This window comes from Shewanella electrodiphila (assembly GCF_023283985.1).
Taxonomy (GTDB): Bacteria; Pseudomonadota; Gammaproteobacteria; order Enterobacterales; family Shewanellaceae; genus Shewanella; species Shewanella electrodiphila.
In genome coordinates this window covers 26624-43739 of sequence record NZ_JAKIKU010000019.1, presented here as the reverse complement: position 1 = coordinate 43739, position 17116 = coordinate 26624, and the positions used below count along the sequence as shown (strand labels likewise).

General features: G+C 40.4%; 16 protein-coding genes. 9 read left to right on the top strand and 7 right to left on the bottom strand.

The genetic code is table 11. From position 1 onward, the window contains the following. The first annotated feature begins 225 nt into the window (after positions 1–225). Positions 226–507: a hypothetical protein gene (locus L2737_RS21210; protein ID WP_102529805.1), complete on the top strand. Its 282-nt coding sequence runs from the start codon at positions 226–228 to the stop codon at positions 505–507. A 275-nt stretch (positions 508–782) separates the two neighbouring features. Here the strand turns inward: L2737_RS21210 and L2737_RS21205 are convergent, their stop codons facing one another. Continuing rightward, complete coding sequence (locus L2737_RS21205; RefSeq protein ID WP_248957027.1) at positions 783–2573, bottom strand: acyl-CoA dehydrogenase C-terminal domain-containing protein; 1791 nt, start codon at positions 2571–2573, stop codon at positions 783–785. A gap of 245 nt (positions 2574–2818) precedes the next feature. Further along, entirely contained in the window at positions 2819–3724 is a 906-nt protein-coding gene (locus L2737_RS21200; RefSeq protein ID WP_248957026.1) for an alpha/beta fold hydrolase, read from the bottom strand. A 458-nt stretch (positions 3725–4182) separates the two neighbouring features. On the opposite strand from L2737_RS21200, the gene L2737_RS21195 reads away from it, so the two are divergent. Further along, positions 4183–4686: a TlpA family protein disulfide reductase gene (locus L2737_RS21195; protein ID WP_248957025.1), complete on the top strand. Its 504-nt coding sequence runs from the start codon at positions 4183–4185 to the stop codon at positions 4684–4686. Positions 4687–4887: 201 nt separating this feature from the next. Here the strand turns inward: L2737_RS21195 and L2737_RS21190 are convergent, their stop codons facing one another. Then, positions 4888–6234, bottom strand: coding sequence for a coproporphyrinogen III oxidase family protein (locus L2737_RS21190; RefSeq protein ID WP_248957024.1), 1347 nt, complete (start codon positions 6232–6234; stop codon positions 4888–4890). A gap of 468 nt (positions 6235–6702) precedes the next feature. Between L2737_RS21190 and L2737_RS21185 the strand changes: the two genes are divergently transcribed. From L2737_RS21185 to L2737_RS21175, 3 genes are all read left to right on the top strand, one after another. Further along, a complete protein-coding gene (locus L2737_RS21185; RefSeq protein WP_248957023.1) occupies positions 6703–7194 on the top strand; it encodes a DUF1097 domain-containing protein in 492 nt (163 codons plus the stop codon). 423 nt (positions 7195–7617) lie between these two features. Further along, positions 7618–8067, top strand: coding sequence for a hypothetical protein (locus tag L2737_RS21180; RefSeq protein ID WP_102528820.1), 450 nt, complete (start codon positions 7618–7620; stop codon positions 8065–8067). A 396-nt stretch (positions 8068–8463) separates the two neighbouring features. Then, positions 8464–8865 carry a hypothetical protein gene (locus L2737_RS21175; protein ID WP_248957022.1) on the top strand — a complete coding sequence of 134 codons (402 nt, stop codon included), beginning with the start codon at positions 8464–8466 and terminating at the stop codon, positions 8863–8865. A gap of 120 nt (positions 8866–8985) precedes the next feature. On the opposite strand, the gene L2737_RS21170 is transcribed toward L2737_RS21175, so the two are convergent. Further along, positions 8986–10566 (bottom strand): M28 family metallopeptidase, encoded by a 1581-nt coding sequence (locus L2737_RS21170; protein ID WP_428848413.1) that lies wholly within the window; start codon positions 10564–10566, stop codon positions 8986–8988. Positions 10567–10846: 280 nt separating this feature from the next. Here L2737_RS21170 and azu point away from each other — a divergent pair, with 280 nt between their 5' ends. After that, positions 10847–11302 carry an azurin gene (azu, locus tag L2737_RS21165; RefSeq protein ID WP_102528823.1) on the top strand — a complete coding sequence of 152 codons (456 nt, stop codon included), beginning with the start codon at positions 10847–10849 and terminating at the stop codon, positions 11300–11302. A 221-nt stretch (positions 11303–11523) separates the two neighbouring features. Here the strand turns inward: azu and gltS are convergent, their stop codons facing one another. After that, entirely contained in the window at positions 11524–12753 is a 1230-nt protein-coding gene (gltS, locus tag L2737_RS21160; RefSeq protein WP_248957021.1) for a sodium/glutamate symporter, read from the bottom strand. Between the two features lie 390 nt (positions 12754–13143). Here gltS and L2737_RS21155 point away from each other — a divergent pair, with 390 nt between their 5' ends. The 3 genes from L2737_RS21155 to L2737_RS21145 all read left to right on the top strand — a co-directional run bounded on the left by L2737_RS21155 (position 13144) and on the right by L2737_RS21145 (position 15306). Next, a complete protein-coding gene (locus L2737_RS21155) occupies positions 13144–13485 on the top strand; it encodes an FKBP-type peptidyl-prolyl cis-trans isomerase (protein ID WP_102528825.1) in 342 nt (113 codons plus the stop codon). Between the two features lie 1126 nt (positions 13486–14611). Continuing rightward, the gene (locus L2737_RS21150; protein ID WP_248957020.1) at positions 14612–14839 is read left to right on the top strand and encodes a DUF2188 domain-containing protein; all 228 of its coding nucleotides are present in this window, start codon (positions 14612–14614) and stop codon (positions 14837–14839) included. 77 nt (positions 14840–14916) lie between these two features. Continuing rightward, on the top strand, positions 14917–15306 hold the full coding sequence (locus tag L2737_RS21145; protein WP_248957019.1) for a GntR family transcriptional regulator: 390 nt from the start codon (positions 14917–14919) through the stop codon (positions 15304–15306). A 381-nt stretch (positions 15307–15687) separates the two neighbouring features. Here L2737_RS21145 and L2737_RS21140 read toward each other — a convergent pair whose 3' ends face one another. Together L2737_RS21140 and L2737_RS21135 are read right to left on the bottom strand one after the other, a co-directional pair. Further along, the gene (locus tag L2737_RS21140) at positions 15688–16344 is read right to left on the bottom strand and encodes a 3-oxoacid CoA-transferase subunit B (protein WP_102528827.1); all 657 of its coding nucleotides are present in this window, start codon (positions 16342–16344) and stop codon (positions 15688–15690) included. Between the two features lie 10 nt (positions 16345–16354). Further along, positions 16355–17071: a CoA transferase subunit A gene (locus L2737_RS21135; RefSeq protein ID WP_229372436.1), complete on the bottom strand. Its 717-nt coding sequence runs from the start codon at positions 17069–17071 to the stop codon at positions 16355–16357. Between the last annotated feature and the right edge of the window lie 45 nt (positions 17072–17116).

The following is a 17116-nucleotide window of genomic DNA, read 5'->3' as shown; positions in this document are numbered from 1 at the left end:
GCTCAATCGAACTACGACAAGGAATGCTTTAGTTGCAGCTAAAGCCTGGGTCTCACATTACCCGAAACAGGGAAGTATTTGTAAATTAGGTGGGTTTATTATCCATACAAGTCGCTCAAGAAAGGACGTAAAACGCTTGGTTTGCGCTCATTCTTCGCTAATTATAACCAAGCATTTTGCGCCTCTTAGCGAGGCGTTATATGCCCTGAAAGGATTCGGAAATTCTTGAATAAATTTAACTATAGATTAGACGCCGCGCCTAATTTCAAGGCTAAAATAATTCGTCATATCGTATATGCATCTCTTGTGTTTTTAGCCACTTTCTCTGTAGTTTATTTTACGCACTATATGGGAGGTCTTTTAAACGTTGACGTTGACCAACCATTGAGAGAAATTCCAACCCAAGTTGTCCTCATGGGGTTAGCGGGAATATTTGTAACTTTTGTTATTGTATATGTGGTTGTACTCTGGGTGGCTAGAACGATATTTGTAAAGCTCAAGGTTTAAAACGGGCATATAACAAGTCAATGAAGAGCGGACCGCTAACGGTTGGTTGTGTTTCGTTCCTCAACAATTTTAACCAACCATTATCTGGCCTCTTATTGAGGCGTTACAAACTCGTTTCTTTCCAAAAGTGATTTTAAAAATGATTAAACTTTATTATAAGCAAGTGACTTTCATTCCTAGATAAATTATTAATCATCGTTATGATCATAAAACAGCGCCTATTGGCGCTGTTTTTGTTTTTTGGTGGCAGAGTTAATGCGGTTTAAGAGCACCGCTTAAAAGTCATTGTCATCAAAGGCTGCAATATTTGCGCTGCTCATTTCTACTTGTTTGCGTAAGCTACGTGTCTGACAACCCCAATATTTCATGTAAAAGCTGGCTGTGTTTAACTTAGCTTGATAAAAAGCCTGTTCATCAGTTCCAGCTTCAATGGCTGCAAGAGAAGTAGCTGCAATACGTGCCCACATCCAAGCGAGAGCCGAGATACCAAATAATTGCATATAAGGCATCGAAGCTGCACCAATCATGTCTGGGTTAGTGGCGGCTGATTTTGCAATAAAGCCAGTGGCTTTTTCTAAATCTGCAGCAGCATCCATTAGCCCTGCAATGTACGGCTTCATTGCGTCATTAGCGCTGTGCTCACCAATAAACTGTTTCACCATGTCTGACCAAAGGCTTAATGTCGCCCCTTTATCAGATAACAATTTACGACCCACTAAATCTAACGCTTGAACGCCGTTAGTGCCTTCATAAAGCATGGCAATACGAATATCGCGGACAAATTGCTCCATGCCCCATTCATTGATGTAGCCATGACCACCATAAATTTGCTGCGCATCAACACAGGCTTTAAAGCCTTGGTCGGTGACAAAACCTTTAACGATAGGCGTAAATAATGCCGCAAGCGCAGACGCTTGTTTGGCTTTGACAGGATCGGAGTGGCGCTCAGCTGTATCTAACCACAATGCTTGCTGGCCCATTAGTGCTCGGGTTGCTTCATTGAATGACTTTTGCGACAACAACATGCGGCGGACATCACCATGAACCAGGATAGGATCCGCTGCTTGGTCGGCATGTTTTATCCCAGATAATGCGCGGCCTTGGACTCGGTCTTTGGCGTACACCAAGGCATTTTGGTAGGCAATATCTGAAACACCTAACCCTTGAATACCCACACCGAGTCTGGCTTGGTTCATCATAGTAAACATGGCTTTTAGGCCTTGATGAGGCGCACCGACTAATTCACCTACAGCGCCATCAAATAACATCACGCAGGTTGAGTTACCATGAATGCCCATTTTATGCTCAAGTGCGGTGGCACTTAAGCTGTTTTCTTTGCCTAAAGAACCGTCATCGTTGACCATAAATTTAGGCACCGCGAATAATGAGATACCTTTGACGCCTTCAGGGGCATCAGGTAATTTTGCTAACACTAAGTGAATGATGTTTTCAGCTAAGTCGTGATCCCCTGATGAGATAAATATCTTCTCGCCGCTAATCGCAAACGTGTCATCGGCAAGGGGCTTAGCTTTAGTGCGCAGTAAGGCTAGATCTGTCCCTGCATGAGACTCAGTTAAGTTCATGGTGCCAGTCCATTCACCACTGACGAGTTTTTCTAAATACTTTTGTTTGAGTTTATCGCTGCCATGAACATGAATCGCTGAATAAGCCCCATGGGTTAATCCCGGGTACATGGCAAATGCCATATTGGTGGCGGTTTTCATTTCGGTGGCAAAGGTGCCAATCACTTCGGGTAAGCCTTGACCGCCGTATTCAGGGTCGCAGGTAAGGGTTGCCCAACCATCATCAATGTATTGCTGATATGCGGCTTTAAACCCCTTTGGTGTTATCACTTTTCCGTCTTCAAGCTTACATCCTTCAAGATCACCAGAGGCATTAAGCGGCAACATGATATCGGTGGTGAAGTCAGCCACGCCTTGTAAAATGGCATCGGTAAGTTCAGGGTCGACTTCATCAAAACCTTTAAGGTCAGTTTGCTGATAAATATTGAGTAACTCAGATAAGATGAATTGATAGTCGCGAAGGGGAGCTTGATAAATCGGCATAATACGGTCCTTTGTTGTTTGCTATCTGTCAAACTGCCGATACTAGCGAAGCAAGGTTAACAGACTCCATAACTGTTTATCGTGTCGGTTCAGCTGTGCAAATACATGGGCAGACAGCTGAACCTTTTGCTTATTATTTACTGTGCAATTTCGCTTATTTGTTAGGCGATAAACTACCTTAACCAATTTCGAGTAAAAACTCAGCTTTATTTTTAAGCGATGTTTTAGCTAGGTAAATGTAGGCTTTAAGTCATTATTTTATGGCTTTTCCAGAACGAGAATGCATGTTCAATAACTTGCTCTGGCGCTTCAACTTGTGGGTAATGTCCCACGCCGTTAAGGCTGATGGTATCTGCATCGGTTATCAGCTCTTGGTAGCGTTTAAGCATGTCATGCCCTGAAATAGGGTCTTCTAAACCATTAATAAAACGCATGGGTTGTTTATATTGTTGCAATGCACCGACCCAGCGATCACGATGTTCAACCCGTTCTTTCATGTATTGGATCAGCTTGTGAAAGATACGGTCGCCTTGGTTATGTTGGATCAGTTGCCAATATTTTCTCAGTTCAATATCGTCAATGTTAATACAACAGATATTGTCGAAATTACGTTTGAAAGCGTCATAAGCCATGCCTTTAGCCACAATAAAACCTATGGGGCTTAGTAACAGTTTTTGGATGAGAATTGGATGAATCACTTCGGGGAAAATGCCGCCATTAAGTAATAAACAGCTTAATATTTCAAAGCAAGGCGACGTTTGCTTTTGCTTAGCATCATTGTTTCTTGCCAATAATTCTTGAGTGACGGTATTACCGTAATCATGGGATAAAATATGAACTTGATTAATATCTAATGACGTAAGTACATCTTCGATTAAATTAGCTTGAGCAGCAAAAGAATAGGGGAAGTCTGTCGGCTTATCGGAATAACCAAAACCAATCATATCTAAGGTAATCAGATAAAAGTGTGGGCTTAAGCTATCCCAAATTGGTTGCCAATCATAACTGCAAGTGGGGAATCCGTGGATCAGTAATAATGCTGGTTTGGACTTATCGCCCTCATGCCTGACAAAAATGTTATTTTCAAAGTGTGGTTTAAAGGCATGTTTATGAAAACGACCTTGATTTAACCAATGGGTTAATTTTTGCATAGATATTCCCCAATAATCCATTTTGTTTTTTTTGTTTTATACCAAACTAACGTGATTAATCCTGTTTGTAAAACGTTCTTAACGTCGAATTCTTATTTTCAAACATGCGTAAACACTAATCTAAATCAGTCACTTAACAAGCCGTTGAAAAACTGGCGAGCTGTGTTCTCGTTTAGCAGTAAGCTGCCCTGAATAAAAAAGGTGTTTTAGTCGGTCTTAATATTCAAGTGCGAATGCTTATCGCTGATTGTCGACTTTATTAATAGGATTGAATGCTTATGAAACCTATCAACGGACTGACCTTAAACGGACAGAGCTTAAATGGACTTAATTTAAACAGGTTGATTTTAAATAGCCCGATTTTAAATAGGCAGAATTTAAACAGACTGATTTTAAACAGACTGATTTCAAACAGACTGATTTTAAACAGACGGTATCGTGAAATTGCAGCGGAGGTAATGACCTTTACTTTAATGAGCTTGTTAATGTTGCTTTTTTCAACTGCTGCGCGGGCAGATGAGACACTAACTGATGAACATCATTTTCCTCAAGCTGAAGCATTTATACTCAATGATGCCCAAGGCAATGAATGGTCATTGGCTGAGCAAGCGGGCAAACCGGTTGTGATTCATTTTTGGGCCACTTGGTGCCCTTATTGTAAAAAGCTTCAACCAGGGCTTGAACGATTAAGGTTAGCGAATAGTGAATCTGATCTTGAAATGGTGGCGATTAGCTTCAATGAAGATAAAGGTGCAATGCCAGCGAAGGTGTTAAAGGAGCGAGGCATCGACATGACAACCTTGATAAATGGTGACAAGGTTGCGAAACGTTATGGTGTAACAGGTACTCCAACGACTGTGTTTATTAATCGACAAGGACAAGTGGTTTGGGTGACGCGAATATCAGATCCAGATTCACCTAAATTAGTTCAGGCAATTGATTTTCTATTATCTGAGCAATAATGAAATAAACATGACCACCAGGTTGATAGGGATATAAAACAGCAACTAGCATTATAAAAACACTCTGCCTTATAAAAAATCCGCTTTATAAAATCAATCTGCTTTATAAAAAGAACCCGCTTTATAAAAAGCGGGTTATGTTTTCTGTATTGGTTTAACTGAATAAGCAGTTAAACCAAGCTTGAGCTTATTTGTGACGACTTATCCAGTAAAGATAGCAGACTCATCAGATTTGTTTTCTGCAGATTCATCAACAGCCATGGTTAAAGGCAAGTCTCGTGCTTGTTCACGTAAGTAATCCATACCAGCCAAAAAGCCTGAGAACATTTTCAGTGCAATAAATTGACCTCCAACCGTGGTCTGGTAATTATTGCCTTTCTTAGTCAAAGCCCCAGCGGAAATCAGATAACTCATTTCCAGTGGAAAAGCTTGCCAAAGTGTTTTGCCTGTATGGGCTTTAAACTGCTGATTGTCCAGTGTGCCGTGACCCATCATCATCATTAAGTGATGTTGTAATAGGGCTTTGGCTTCTAATGGTTTGGTATAACAGGTACCTGTTTGCCCTGATTCGATTCGGCTAATATAGTCAGGAATATCAAAACTTGAAATTCTAAACTGTTCACCAAAACGACCAAAAGCACCTGAGCCAACGCCAAAGCAATCTTCGCCATCTAAAACGTATTTATTTTCTACTGGCTGACCAAAGTTACGGCTGAATGTCCACGGGAACTCCATGATGTAACGTTCAGCCATTGCTTCTTTTACCGCTAAGAATTGTGGCCATAATTCTTCAGGACTACCTGCTAAACAACCTGCTTTCTTGCGATTTTGGCCTATGCCAACGGTTAATGGGTAAGTGGTGATTTGATCTGGGCTTAAGCGAATGGTTTGAGCTAAATCACTGGCAACAGTCTCTGGCGTTTGCATCTTAAAGCCATACATCATGTCCAAGTTAACTGTTGGGATCACTTCAATGGCGCGGCTAACGTATTCAGCTTGTTGCAAACCACTGCCGAATTTTTCAAATCGGCCACTGGCTTTTAGAATTTTATCATCAAAGCTTTGCACCCCAATCGACATGCGATCTACCAAACCTTTGAGTAAATGTGGATTACCTTCTTTAAAGTAGATTGGATCACTTTCACAGGACACTTCTCGTACCGTGGTAATAGATTTAATCATCTCGATGGTTTTAATCAACTCATCTTCTAATATGGTTGTCGTCCCGCCACCAATGTATACCCGATTAAAGCGATAACCTTGGGCTATCACCATGCGAATTTCTTGTCTTAACGCCTTAAAATAAGCCTTGGCGACACCTTCATTAAATTTAATTTTGTGAAATGAACAAAAACGGCAAAGGGTATGGCAAAAAGGAATATGAATATAAAGTGTTTCGATGGGCTTTTCTGGCACAGTCAGCTTAGTCACATCAGTTAATGCGACGGCATCTTTTAAACTGAGCGATTGCTTAATCGTCATCCCCATTACCCAGTCTAAAGAGCTGGTAGCAAGGTTCAGCCTAGAAGTAGATAAGTATTTTTTCATGAGCAAGCCTTAGTCTTTTGGTTTCACCAACTGTGCAAGCTTTTCATTTGAAAAGGGCGATTGGTTTGTAATCATTTATTAGATGGATATCAGCGTAAATGACTCAATAAGTCCAAACTGTTGTGTAAAGCATGAAAATGCAAATCTATACCTTTTTTATGTAGTTGATTTACCAAAATTTGATGCCTATCACTTGTTCAGTTTTAAATTCAATACTTATACGACAAAAAAATGATTGAAGCAGATTTCTAATGATTAGCAAAAGTGGTTCCTACAGTCGTCACAAGCTATATCTTAAATTAGTAATATTGAATGTTTACGTGTTTTTTATCGAAAATTTGTTGATTCATTCATCAAAACTGGGCTTGGGTCGCTTTTTTTTAGTGCCTGAATAGCGTAAATTAACCTCTATTGTGTTATTTTGTAAACACTCAGTTTCTCAATAAAGACTATTTCAAGAGGTTAGCTATGGAACATCGTTGGCAAATCGCGATTTCAGCAGGTTTATTAGCAGCATTGTGGGCAGGCGTTGCCGACGTTTTCCAATTAGTGACTTGGATAGGTTTTTTAAGTTGCAGCACTTTTTTTGCTCAAACCGAAACCGGTATTAAAGGCATGTTTATGGCCATGAGTACTAATTTATCGGGCGTGTTTTGGGGATGGTTAATCATTTCAGGCAGTAGTTTCTTTATATCTCCGATAATAGGTTATGCCTTTACGGGTATTGCTACAGCAGCAATGTGTTTACAGGCAAGTTATAAAAAGCTCGCTTTTATCCCTGGCGCTTTTATAGGTTGTTGCATTACTTTTGCAATGAGTGCAGAGCTTGCCGCGATTTTACCGCCATTATTCATCGGTGCTGTACTGGGTTATAGCATGAGCTTACTGACTGCTCAGTTGATTAGTATTACACCCAAAATACAAAGTCTATTTGCAGGCAATACTGCCAAAGAGCTTTAATCTTGTTATCCAATATTGTGACTTTAAATTGCGATTATCGTTAGGAAAACGCTTTTATCAACAGGCTAGTTATTGCCGATAAATAGCGTACAACCAAAGTGCTACATTTAAGCCTGTTAACACAACGTTTAACAGGCTTTTTTTAGGGGCTTATAATGGAGTTAGTTGATCATTTCAATACCAGCGTTTGTTGCTGAACATTCGGTGTCATTCTTAAGTATCCTTTTTTTATCTATATTCATCATAAGCTTGTATTACTTTTGAATGACATCACTTTATTTTGTCAGTATAAATTTTAATCTAATAAACTGAAAAGACTGACGTTTGCATTTAATCATGCGTTTATAGCCCATTTGGCTATACTTTCTATGCACATTTGGTCGCTATATCGTGACCAAAATGATTGCAATAGGAGTGAACGACATGAACAAGACCTTAATATTATTGTTATGCGTTTTAGTAAGTGGTTCTGCATTTTCAAAGGATAGATTAGAAGTATTTGAAGATTATGATCTTGGCACCGAAATAATGATGATGACGACGGTGCGTGTTGATCCGAATATGGGTGATATTTACCTAGCGGGTTTACGCAGTAGTTGGGTTAAAGCTGTAAAGCTACAAAAGGAGCTTGGTTATATTAAAGATTGGAAGATATACGGCAGTGATTTACCGACGAGCGGTGATTTTAATATGTTGCTGGTGGTCAGTTTTGCTAATGCTGCTGATATCGAACCGAATAAAACTAAGTACCAAGAGTTTATGAAAAAATGGAGTGAGTCAGACGAGAAAAAGTCTAACGAAATTTCAGCCAAATACCCTGAAGTTAGAACCTTAACCGGTGAATATAGAATGCGAGAAATTATCTTAAAGTAAGATAATCGGAACTTGTTCATAGAGTGAGATGTATTTGAATCGGTTCCGAACTCGTTACCTTCTTGAGTAGGGGGCGCTTACAGATTTAACCCTAGCTATTTTCTCTTTCTTTGTTTATCTCTTTTTTACAATCTCAGTCAATCTAGCAACTGCTCATCTTAGCGCGCTATTATTTTTCACCAACAGCTTCTTCATCTTCATCAACAGCCTTGTCACCACGCTTCTCATTTCAGGATTTCACTCTTTAGTTTGATGCTATTACGCTATCAAATGGTTATCAGAATTGAAGCTTTATTATAAATAAATGTTCATAAAAGAAAGGACAGGGGTTTCTAATTTACACTGATATGCAATCTCGCTAGGATGTCGATTTTTAAGCATCTAGCAAGGATATTCATGAAGTCTGCGACACTGTTTACCTCAATCATCATTTTCATAACCATAATGATTTCAGCGCCAGCCAAAGCGGCTCCAGAAGTGGGACTTATGGTCGGTAGTGACTCAGGTATTAATATCAAAATGGATAATTATAAGTTTGGTGTAGGCTTAGATGATTTATCATTTACCTTAGATAAAACATTCAATTTTCAAGACCATCCCCATTTTTACTGGGGCATTGGCGGTAAGGTTGCTGACTCTAAAAGCAATGATATTCAATTAGGTGCTAGAGCAATATTTGGTGCTCACACTAAGGTAGAGCGATTCACCTTTTTTATCGAAGCACAGCCAACCTTGTATTTACTGGATGATGTTAAAGTCGAGCTAGAAGCAATAGGCGGTGTGCGCTACCACTTCTAGAATGAATTATTGTCTTTAGCTTCGTTCTTTATCGCATAAATTAGAAAGCGAACCTTAATTGGTTCGCTTTTTGATTTACTGAGCTTTTACAGTAATGACAGAAAAGTCATATAGTGCCTATTACCGTGCATCTTCAGCTCGGCGTTTTTTGAAATCAGATTCTTCAATCCATTTTGGCCAATCATCATTATTAGCAAGTTTTTCAATGATATCTGAGATTAATGCCAAATCTTGCTTTACGCCACCAAGGTCCCAATTGGGATTATAATCATCGGCAGTTTGATGGTATTTATGTGAAATGTATTCAGGGTCGGTGTCGCCTAGGCTCATAAACATTAACCCTGGCACGCCCTGTTTAGCTAATGCAAAATGATCTGAGCGGAACATTAAACCATTTTGAGGACGGGGATCAGCTTTAACTGACCGACCTTGAGCTTTAGCGGCATTATCTAAATACGTTTCTAGTTCAGATACATTTTCACCATAACGCAAAATGTAATCGACACCTTTACCAACATTCATCCCATCGATATTTAAAAATGACACAATTTGTTTAGTGGGTACAGGTGGGTGAGCAGCAAAATATTGTGCGCCAATTAACCCTGTTTCTTCAGCAGTAAAGGCGGTGAAAAGAATAGCGCGTTTTGGAGCTAACTTTTGTTGTTTAAAGTGACGCGCTAATTGCATGACGCCAGCAACGCCAGAAGCATTGTCGACTGCGCCATTATATATATGACTTTTACCATCTTTAATCGTTTTACCAAGGTGATCCCAATGGGCATGCATCACTAAGTACTCATCACCTTGGCTAGTGCCTGGAATTAACCCTGCGACATTATAAGATGTGGCTAATTCAATATCGTTTTTTACAGACAAATTAGCTTTAAGGTTTAATGGAATAGCGTTAAAACTTGGTTTTGCAGCTGTGTCTTTTAATTTATCGAAGTCTAAGTTTGCGGCCTTAAAAATTTGTTTGGCTACATCATGTTGTATCCAACCCATGACACCAATATAAGACTGGTTTTTATCCTCATCGACTAAAGTGTATTTAGTATTGGTATTGCTGTTTTGTACGACATTCCAACCATAGGCTGCCGGTGCGGTTTCATGCACAATAAAAACGGCTTTGGCACCTTGTCTTGCCGCTTCTTCATATTTATAAGTCCAACGACCGTAGTAAGTCATAGCGTTACCCTTGAAGATGCTAGGGTCTTGGGTCGCAAAACCAGGATCATTTACTAAAATAATCACGGTCTTACCTTGTACATCAAGGTTAGCGTAATCATTCCATTGATACTCTGGGGCATTAATTCCATAGCCGACAAAGACTACATCACTATTATTTAGCGCAAGCTGAGGTAAAACTTGTTCAGTTCTGGCGGTAAAGTCGCTGCCATTATTGAAAACTAAATCGTCAATTTTTAGCTGCATGTTTTGGTCTGCGGTAATTTTAGCCATAGGCACAGCTTGGCGATAACTGTCACCAAAACCGGGTTCAAGCCCCATCGCTTTGTAGGCATTTTCTAAATACTCAACAGTCAGCTTTTCTCCCTTAGATAAAGGACCTCGGCCCTCAAACTCGTCGCTGGCGAGAGTTTTGACATCTTCATGATAAATCTTTTGATCAAATTGAAATGGCGCAGCATCAACGCTTGGTAGCAAAAGCAGACTACATACGGTCAATAAACGAAAAGTTTTCACAGGTTACGTCCAGTATTTAGGGGGAAAATTCATTGTAACAGTATGATGGCGGAGAGAAAGTGTCGAGTGTAACGATAAGTTACAACTTGATTTTCAATGGCGTTATTAACAATATTGCCGAACTGTTGATGATCACTTTGAGTCAGTCACATTCGTAGTAGGCTAATTTAATCTTTAACTTATTTACTATTGATAATCATTCTCATTTACTTGTTATTGATTTAGACTGCCTTTGCTAAGCAGCGCTGCTGCAATCAATACCATATTATAAGGGAGCAATATGACTCACATTACTAAGTTAACAGCGACACTAGCGTTAACTCTCGCAAGTTTAAGTGTCAGTGCTAATGACTGTGAACTGACTATTACAGCCAATGATGCAATGCAATTTGATAAGAAAACATTAGCTGTACCAGCAACATGTAAACAAGTAACTTTAAACCTGAAGCATTCAGGCACGTTACCTAAATCTGCGATGGGACATAATTGGGTGTTAAGTACGGCCGAGAATATACAAGCAATCGCCAATGATGGAATGACTGCAGGTATTGAACACAGTTATGTTAAACCAGACGATACCAGAGTCATCGCACATACTGGTGTTATTGGTGGTGGTGCAGAGACATCAATCACTTTTAGTATTGAAGGGTTAGACAGCAGTGCAGCTTACCGATTCTTTTGCTCCTTTCCTGGGCATTGGGCGATTATGCAAGGTAGCTTTGTTATAGAGGCTTAAAAATAGCATTTATATGCGAAGGTTTTTAACAGAAACTTTTACATAAGCTTTTAACACAGGTCTATAGCAAATACTGTTAAATTTACAGGTTTAATTGGCTTTGAGTTAATTCACTTTGAGCTTACTCAATTAGGATAAACTCTAACGAGCGAGTGTTAAAAATCAACAGGCGAACCTAAAATGGTTCGCCTTTTTGTTAATTTAAAATGTGTGAGAGATAGTTAAAAGCTCACGAACATATTAATAATCATTGCATTGATGATGTCGATGAAAAACCCGCACACTAAAGGGACGATAATAAAGGCTCTATGGGCGGCGCCATATTGCTGTGATACCGCAGTCATATTAACAATTGCAGTTGCTGTTGAGCCTAAGGTTACCCCGCCAAAACCTGAACAAATCACTGCCGCTTCATAATCTTTACCCATCATTCTAAAGACGACAAAAATGGTAAAGACAACAGACAGAATGACTTGTAAGGTCATTACAACGGAGATGTAAGCGAAGCTGCCCTCGAGTTCCCAGATTTTAAGACTCATTAGCGCCATGGTTAAGAACATACCTAAACAAATATCTTGAATTAAGCTTAGCCCTCTTGACGCTTCTTCAATGTAGGTTTGGTCTCTGTCTTGATTGCGATTCAGTATCGCTCTACCAACGTTGCCGATAATAATACCTGCAAGTAAACAGGCGACAAACATAGGTAACTTAAGGCCTGCGCCTTGCAAACCTAAATCAATAAAATAGCCTATTATCAAGGTGACATTAAGCCATAGCCAAGCGCGCAGTACCCCAAAATAATCGACTTTAATTGATTTACTGTTTTCTTGATGGCTAGCACCAATATCCAGTTCATCATCTTGATTGGGTTTGACCTTATGACGCTTCATTAAATAGGCGGCAATCGGGCCACCAATAACACATGCTGCGATAAGACCTAGGGTATTTGAAGCTATGCCTAGTTCACTGGCGTTGGTAATGCCTAACTCTTCAACAAAGGTTGGGGTCCAAGCCATTGCGGTTCCAACGCCGCCGATGAGAGAAATCGAACCTGACATTAAGCCGGCTTTAGGATCTAAGCCAAATAAGCTTGCAACACTTACCCCCATGACGTTTTGCAGGATAATAAAGGTGCTTGATAAAAATAGTAAAATTAGTAACGGTTTACCGCCTTTAATTAAGGTCGCAAAATCAGCTTTTAAACCAATCCCCGCAAAAAAGTACAGTAATAATATATCTCTTACTTCGAGGTTAAATTCGATTTGAAGTCCAAAGGCATAATACAGAACGCCGACAATAATAGCGCAGAAAAAACCGCCAACAACAGGTTCGGGTATGCTGTATTTTCTAAGCACCTCATATTGCGAGATGATGCCTTTACCAATAAATAAGGTAATAATGGCTAAGGTGAATGATACGAAGTCTTTCACTTCGACTAACTGGGGTTCCATTTTTTGTCCTCTTGAAAGGGTTGTGGTTTACAAACTGGCTTATCTATTTAGGTTAAAGCGCTATCTTTAAGAAATAATTTTAAAGGTGTTAGCTGTTGGTTTAATCGATAACTCATTATCAGGACATCAACTTGATACAAGCTTGATGTAAGATTAAATAGTTGTAATTACTCATTTAAATTACCAGTTGGTTCAGCTGATATTCAGTTTTAGTGAACAATTGAAATTGATGAGAATAGGGCGGTTGAGGGAGATGTATTGGTTAGCTGGAAAAAGTTAATTAGCGGTTAGAAACGATGCTGAATAACTGATTCTTAGTTATTTTTAGCATCAGAATAATGCCCGTTTGCTGTTATAATCTCGGCATTATTTTATAGAAAAGGCATTCGTATGACTTCCCTTGCAGAACTTAATATTACCGACATCACGGTTGGTGAAGGTAAAGCCGCAGAAAAAGGTGCACTAATCACCTGTAAATATACCGGTAAATTAGCCGATGGCAGCGTATTTGATAGCTCAGAAGCTTTTCAAGTGGTGATCTCCGCTAAACGGGTTATCCAAGGTTGGTATCAAGGTATTATTGGTGACAACCCAATGAAGGTAGGCGGAACACGCCAACTGTCAGTCCCTGCTCACCTTGGTTATGGCGAACGCAAAATTGGCGATAAAATCCCGCCTAATTCTGATCTATTCTTTGAAATCGAATTGTTAGAAGTGCTAACACGAGATTGATGAATGGCAACAGTCATGTTGCCATTGTTGTTTATGGCTAACCTGTTCGTAGGTTTAACTGGTTTTTAATTAAGTTTACTTTGTTTTGCTTACAACCTGACGGTTGCTAAAGTCAACGTCGTGGGTATTCCACCCACTCCCGACCAAGAGGGGACACAACAGCAATCCCCCTCTTACTCTTTCTAAGAACCATCCCATGCCGCTCCGACGAAGTGTTGATCCTTATGCTTAATTAAGCGAATTTACTACCGCCTTAGATTGGTATCTGAAGTATAAGGATATACAAATGTCGCGATGACATGGACGTCAAAAAGCGGCCATGGCTCAATCTAAGGCTGTGTCGGCGTCGATAGGCAGGATGCCTGAATGGCATGTTGTTTTGTTTATGACCTTCGGTCACTGGGATGAAAGTCGTGGCGCTTCGCCCACACCAGATGAAAGGGAAACAACAGCATTTCCCTTTTCGATATCCTTTGCCGCTCCGACGAAGTGTTTAACCTCGTACTTATTAGCGAATTAACTACCGCCTCAGATTCGCCATCCATGGCTCAATCTGAGGCTATGTCGGCGTCGATAGGCAGGATGCCTGAATGTCATGTAGTGCAGGGATGCACGAGAATGACCTGCCTCCATCAGGTAAATTAGCTTAACGCATTCGGACACTTCCAACGGAGATCATTGAATCAGCAAGTTAAATTGGAGTCTTTCGAATAAGTATACTCTGACGGATGGTTGGTTATGACTTGCGGTCACTAAGATTTAAAGTCGTGGTGCTTCGCCCACACCAGACGAAAGGGAAACAACAGCATTTCCCTTTTCGATATCCCTTGCCGCTCCGACGAAGTGTTGATCTTCATGCTAAATAAGCAAATTTGCTACCGCCTCAGATTCGCCATCCATGGCTCAACTGAGGCTATGTCGGCGTCCTGCCTCCATCACGTAAATTAGCTAAACGCCCTCAGACACTTCCAACGGAGTGAATTGAGCCCGCAGGTTTCATTGGTATCTTGGCTAAAGCACCCCCTTTGAAATCTATATATGGTGTTTTTGGTGTTAGTTTTCACTACATGTTGTGTTTTTTGGTTGTTTTGTTACTATATAAAGGCATTTCACAACAGAGGTTTATATGCCAAGAAAAAATCAACATGCAATTCCACATCCTGAAGGTGGATGGGGAGTTAAAGGTGCTGGAAACGAAAGGTTCACTAGTCGACACACTACCCAATCTTCTGCAATAGAAGTTGCAAGAGAGATTGCAAAAAATCAGAAATCAGAATTATTTATTCATAGGCAAGATGGTCGAATTCGCAAACGGGATTCTCACGGAAATGATCCATTTCCACCTAAGGGGTAATTGATTTTAAATTAACTGTCAGAAGCAAGAATTCTGATTATTAAACTCTATTATCCATTATATAAATAGGAACCATTATGAATTTAGATGAAAAATTAACACTGACAGGTTTTAAAAACTTAGCCCATCTAGCTGATGTTATTGAAGCACCAAAGTTGAACCTTGAAGAATATAAAATAGAACACCCAAAACTTTTTAACGCATTGATTGACGGAGTGGCATCTCAAGTTAGATTGAATAAAATGTTAAACCAACATTTCCAATTCAGGATTGTTTTTGAATATTTAAATGAGCATTATAAATCTGGTCAGAATTTGCCCTCAGAAAATGACTTAGCTCTCGAAATCGGTTCAGTGAAAAGCGTGATAAGGGAGCAATTAGCTAGATTAGAATCACTAGGTTATATAGATATTATTGAACATGGAAAAAGAAATGTTTGGCGTTCAAACTTATCATTTGACAGTTAAGGTCTATATTTTTTGATAAGTGTAATGAATGTTAAATATCCTCCATTGGAAGTGTCCGATGACGTTAAGCTAATTGACGTGATGGAGGCAGGACGCCGACATAGCCTCAGATTGAGCCATGGATGGCGATTCTGAGGCGGTAGTTAATTGGCTTAGTCAGTCAGAGGAAAAACACTTCGTTGGAGCGGGTGGGTGTTCCAAGAGGGAGTTGCCGTTCACTCCCTTTTGGTCTGGTGTGGGCGAAGCGCCACGACCTTGATTTTGCTGTTATCTTTGTTGTTAAAAACACCCCAAAACTTAAATCACACCAAACAAAAAAGCGAACTTCAATGAAGCCCGCTTTAGTCTTTAATCTAATTTAAATTGAATCACATATTCAATTTAAAACACCATTTCTGGTACATGCTCTGGCACCACCAACTTACCCGCAGTTTTAGATTGGATCTCTTCAACCGACACTCCTGGGGCACGCTCTAACAAGTGGAATGCGCCGTCTTTGATTTCCATAAAGGCTAAGTCAGTCATCACGCGTTTAATGCAGCCATAACCCGTTAAAGGCAGCTCGCATAAAGGCAGTAACTTAGAGTTACCTTTTTTGTCAGCATGCATCATGGTGACAATAATATTGTCAGCCCCAGCCACTAAATCCATGGCGCCGCCCATGCCTTTAATTAACTTGCCAGGGATCATCCATGAGGCGATTGAACCATTAACATCGACTTCAAAAGCGCCCAGTACGGTTAAATCAACATGGCCGCCGCGGATCATCGCAAAGCTTTCTGCTGATGAGAAAAACGATGCGCCATCGACAGCGGTGACGGTTTGCTTACCTGCATTGATAAGGTCTGCATCTATGGTGTCTTCAGTTGGGAACTCACCCATACCTAATAAACCATTTTCAGATTGCAGCATCACGCTCATGCCTTCAGGAATATAGTTAGCCACTAAGGTCGGAATACCGATACCTAAGTTAACGTAAAAGCCATCTTGCATTTCTTGGGCTACACGTTGAGCAAGTTGTTCTCTTGATAATGCCATGTCTTGCTCCTTATTTTGCTGCCGCTGCGTTTGGTTTGACAGTGCGTTGTTCGATGCGCTTCTCGAAACTTGCTTGAATTACGCGGTCAACGTAAATACCTGGGGTATGAATATGGTTAGGGTCTAACTCACCTGGCTGCACAATTTCTTCAGCTTCTACCACGGTGATTTTGCCAGCAGTCGCCATCATAGGGTTAAAGTTCGCTGCGGTTTTACGGAAGATTAAGTTACCCATGGTGTCAGCTTTCCAAGCTCGAACAAGGGCAAAGTCAGCGGTCAATGAGTCTTCAAGCACGTAATGACGGCCTTTGATTTCACGGGTTTCTTTACCGTCAGCAATCGGTGTGCCGTAACCAGTAGCGGTGAAAAAGGCAGGGATACCAGCGCCGCCAGCACGGATTTTTTCAGCTAAAGTGCCTTGTGGCGTTAAGATGACATTAAGTTCACCAGACAACATTTGTTGCTCAAAAGTGGCATTTTCACCAACATAAGAGGCGATCATCGTGGCAATTTGGCGCTCTTTTAGTAGCAAGCCTAAACCAAAGTCATCCACACCGGCATTATTTGAAATAGCGGTTAATCCAGTGACGCCCATTTTGACCATGTGATTAATCAGGCCTTCTGGAATGCCACATAATCCGAAACCGCCGACCATAATGGTCATATCATTACTGAGGCCGTTTAGGGCTTCATCGTAACTGTGAACGACTTTGTTGAGTCCTGCCATCATCTTGTCCTTTTCTGTATTGCGCGAGTGGCAATTAATGCCCAT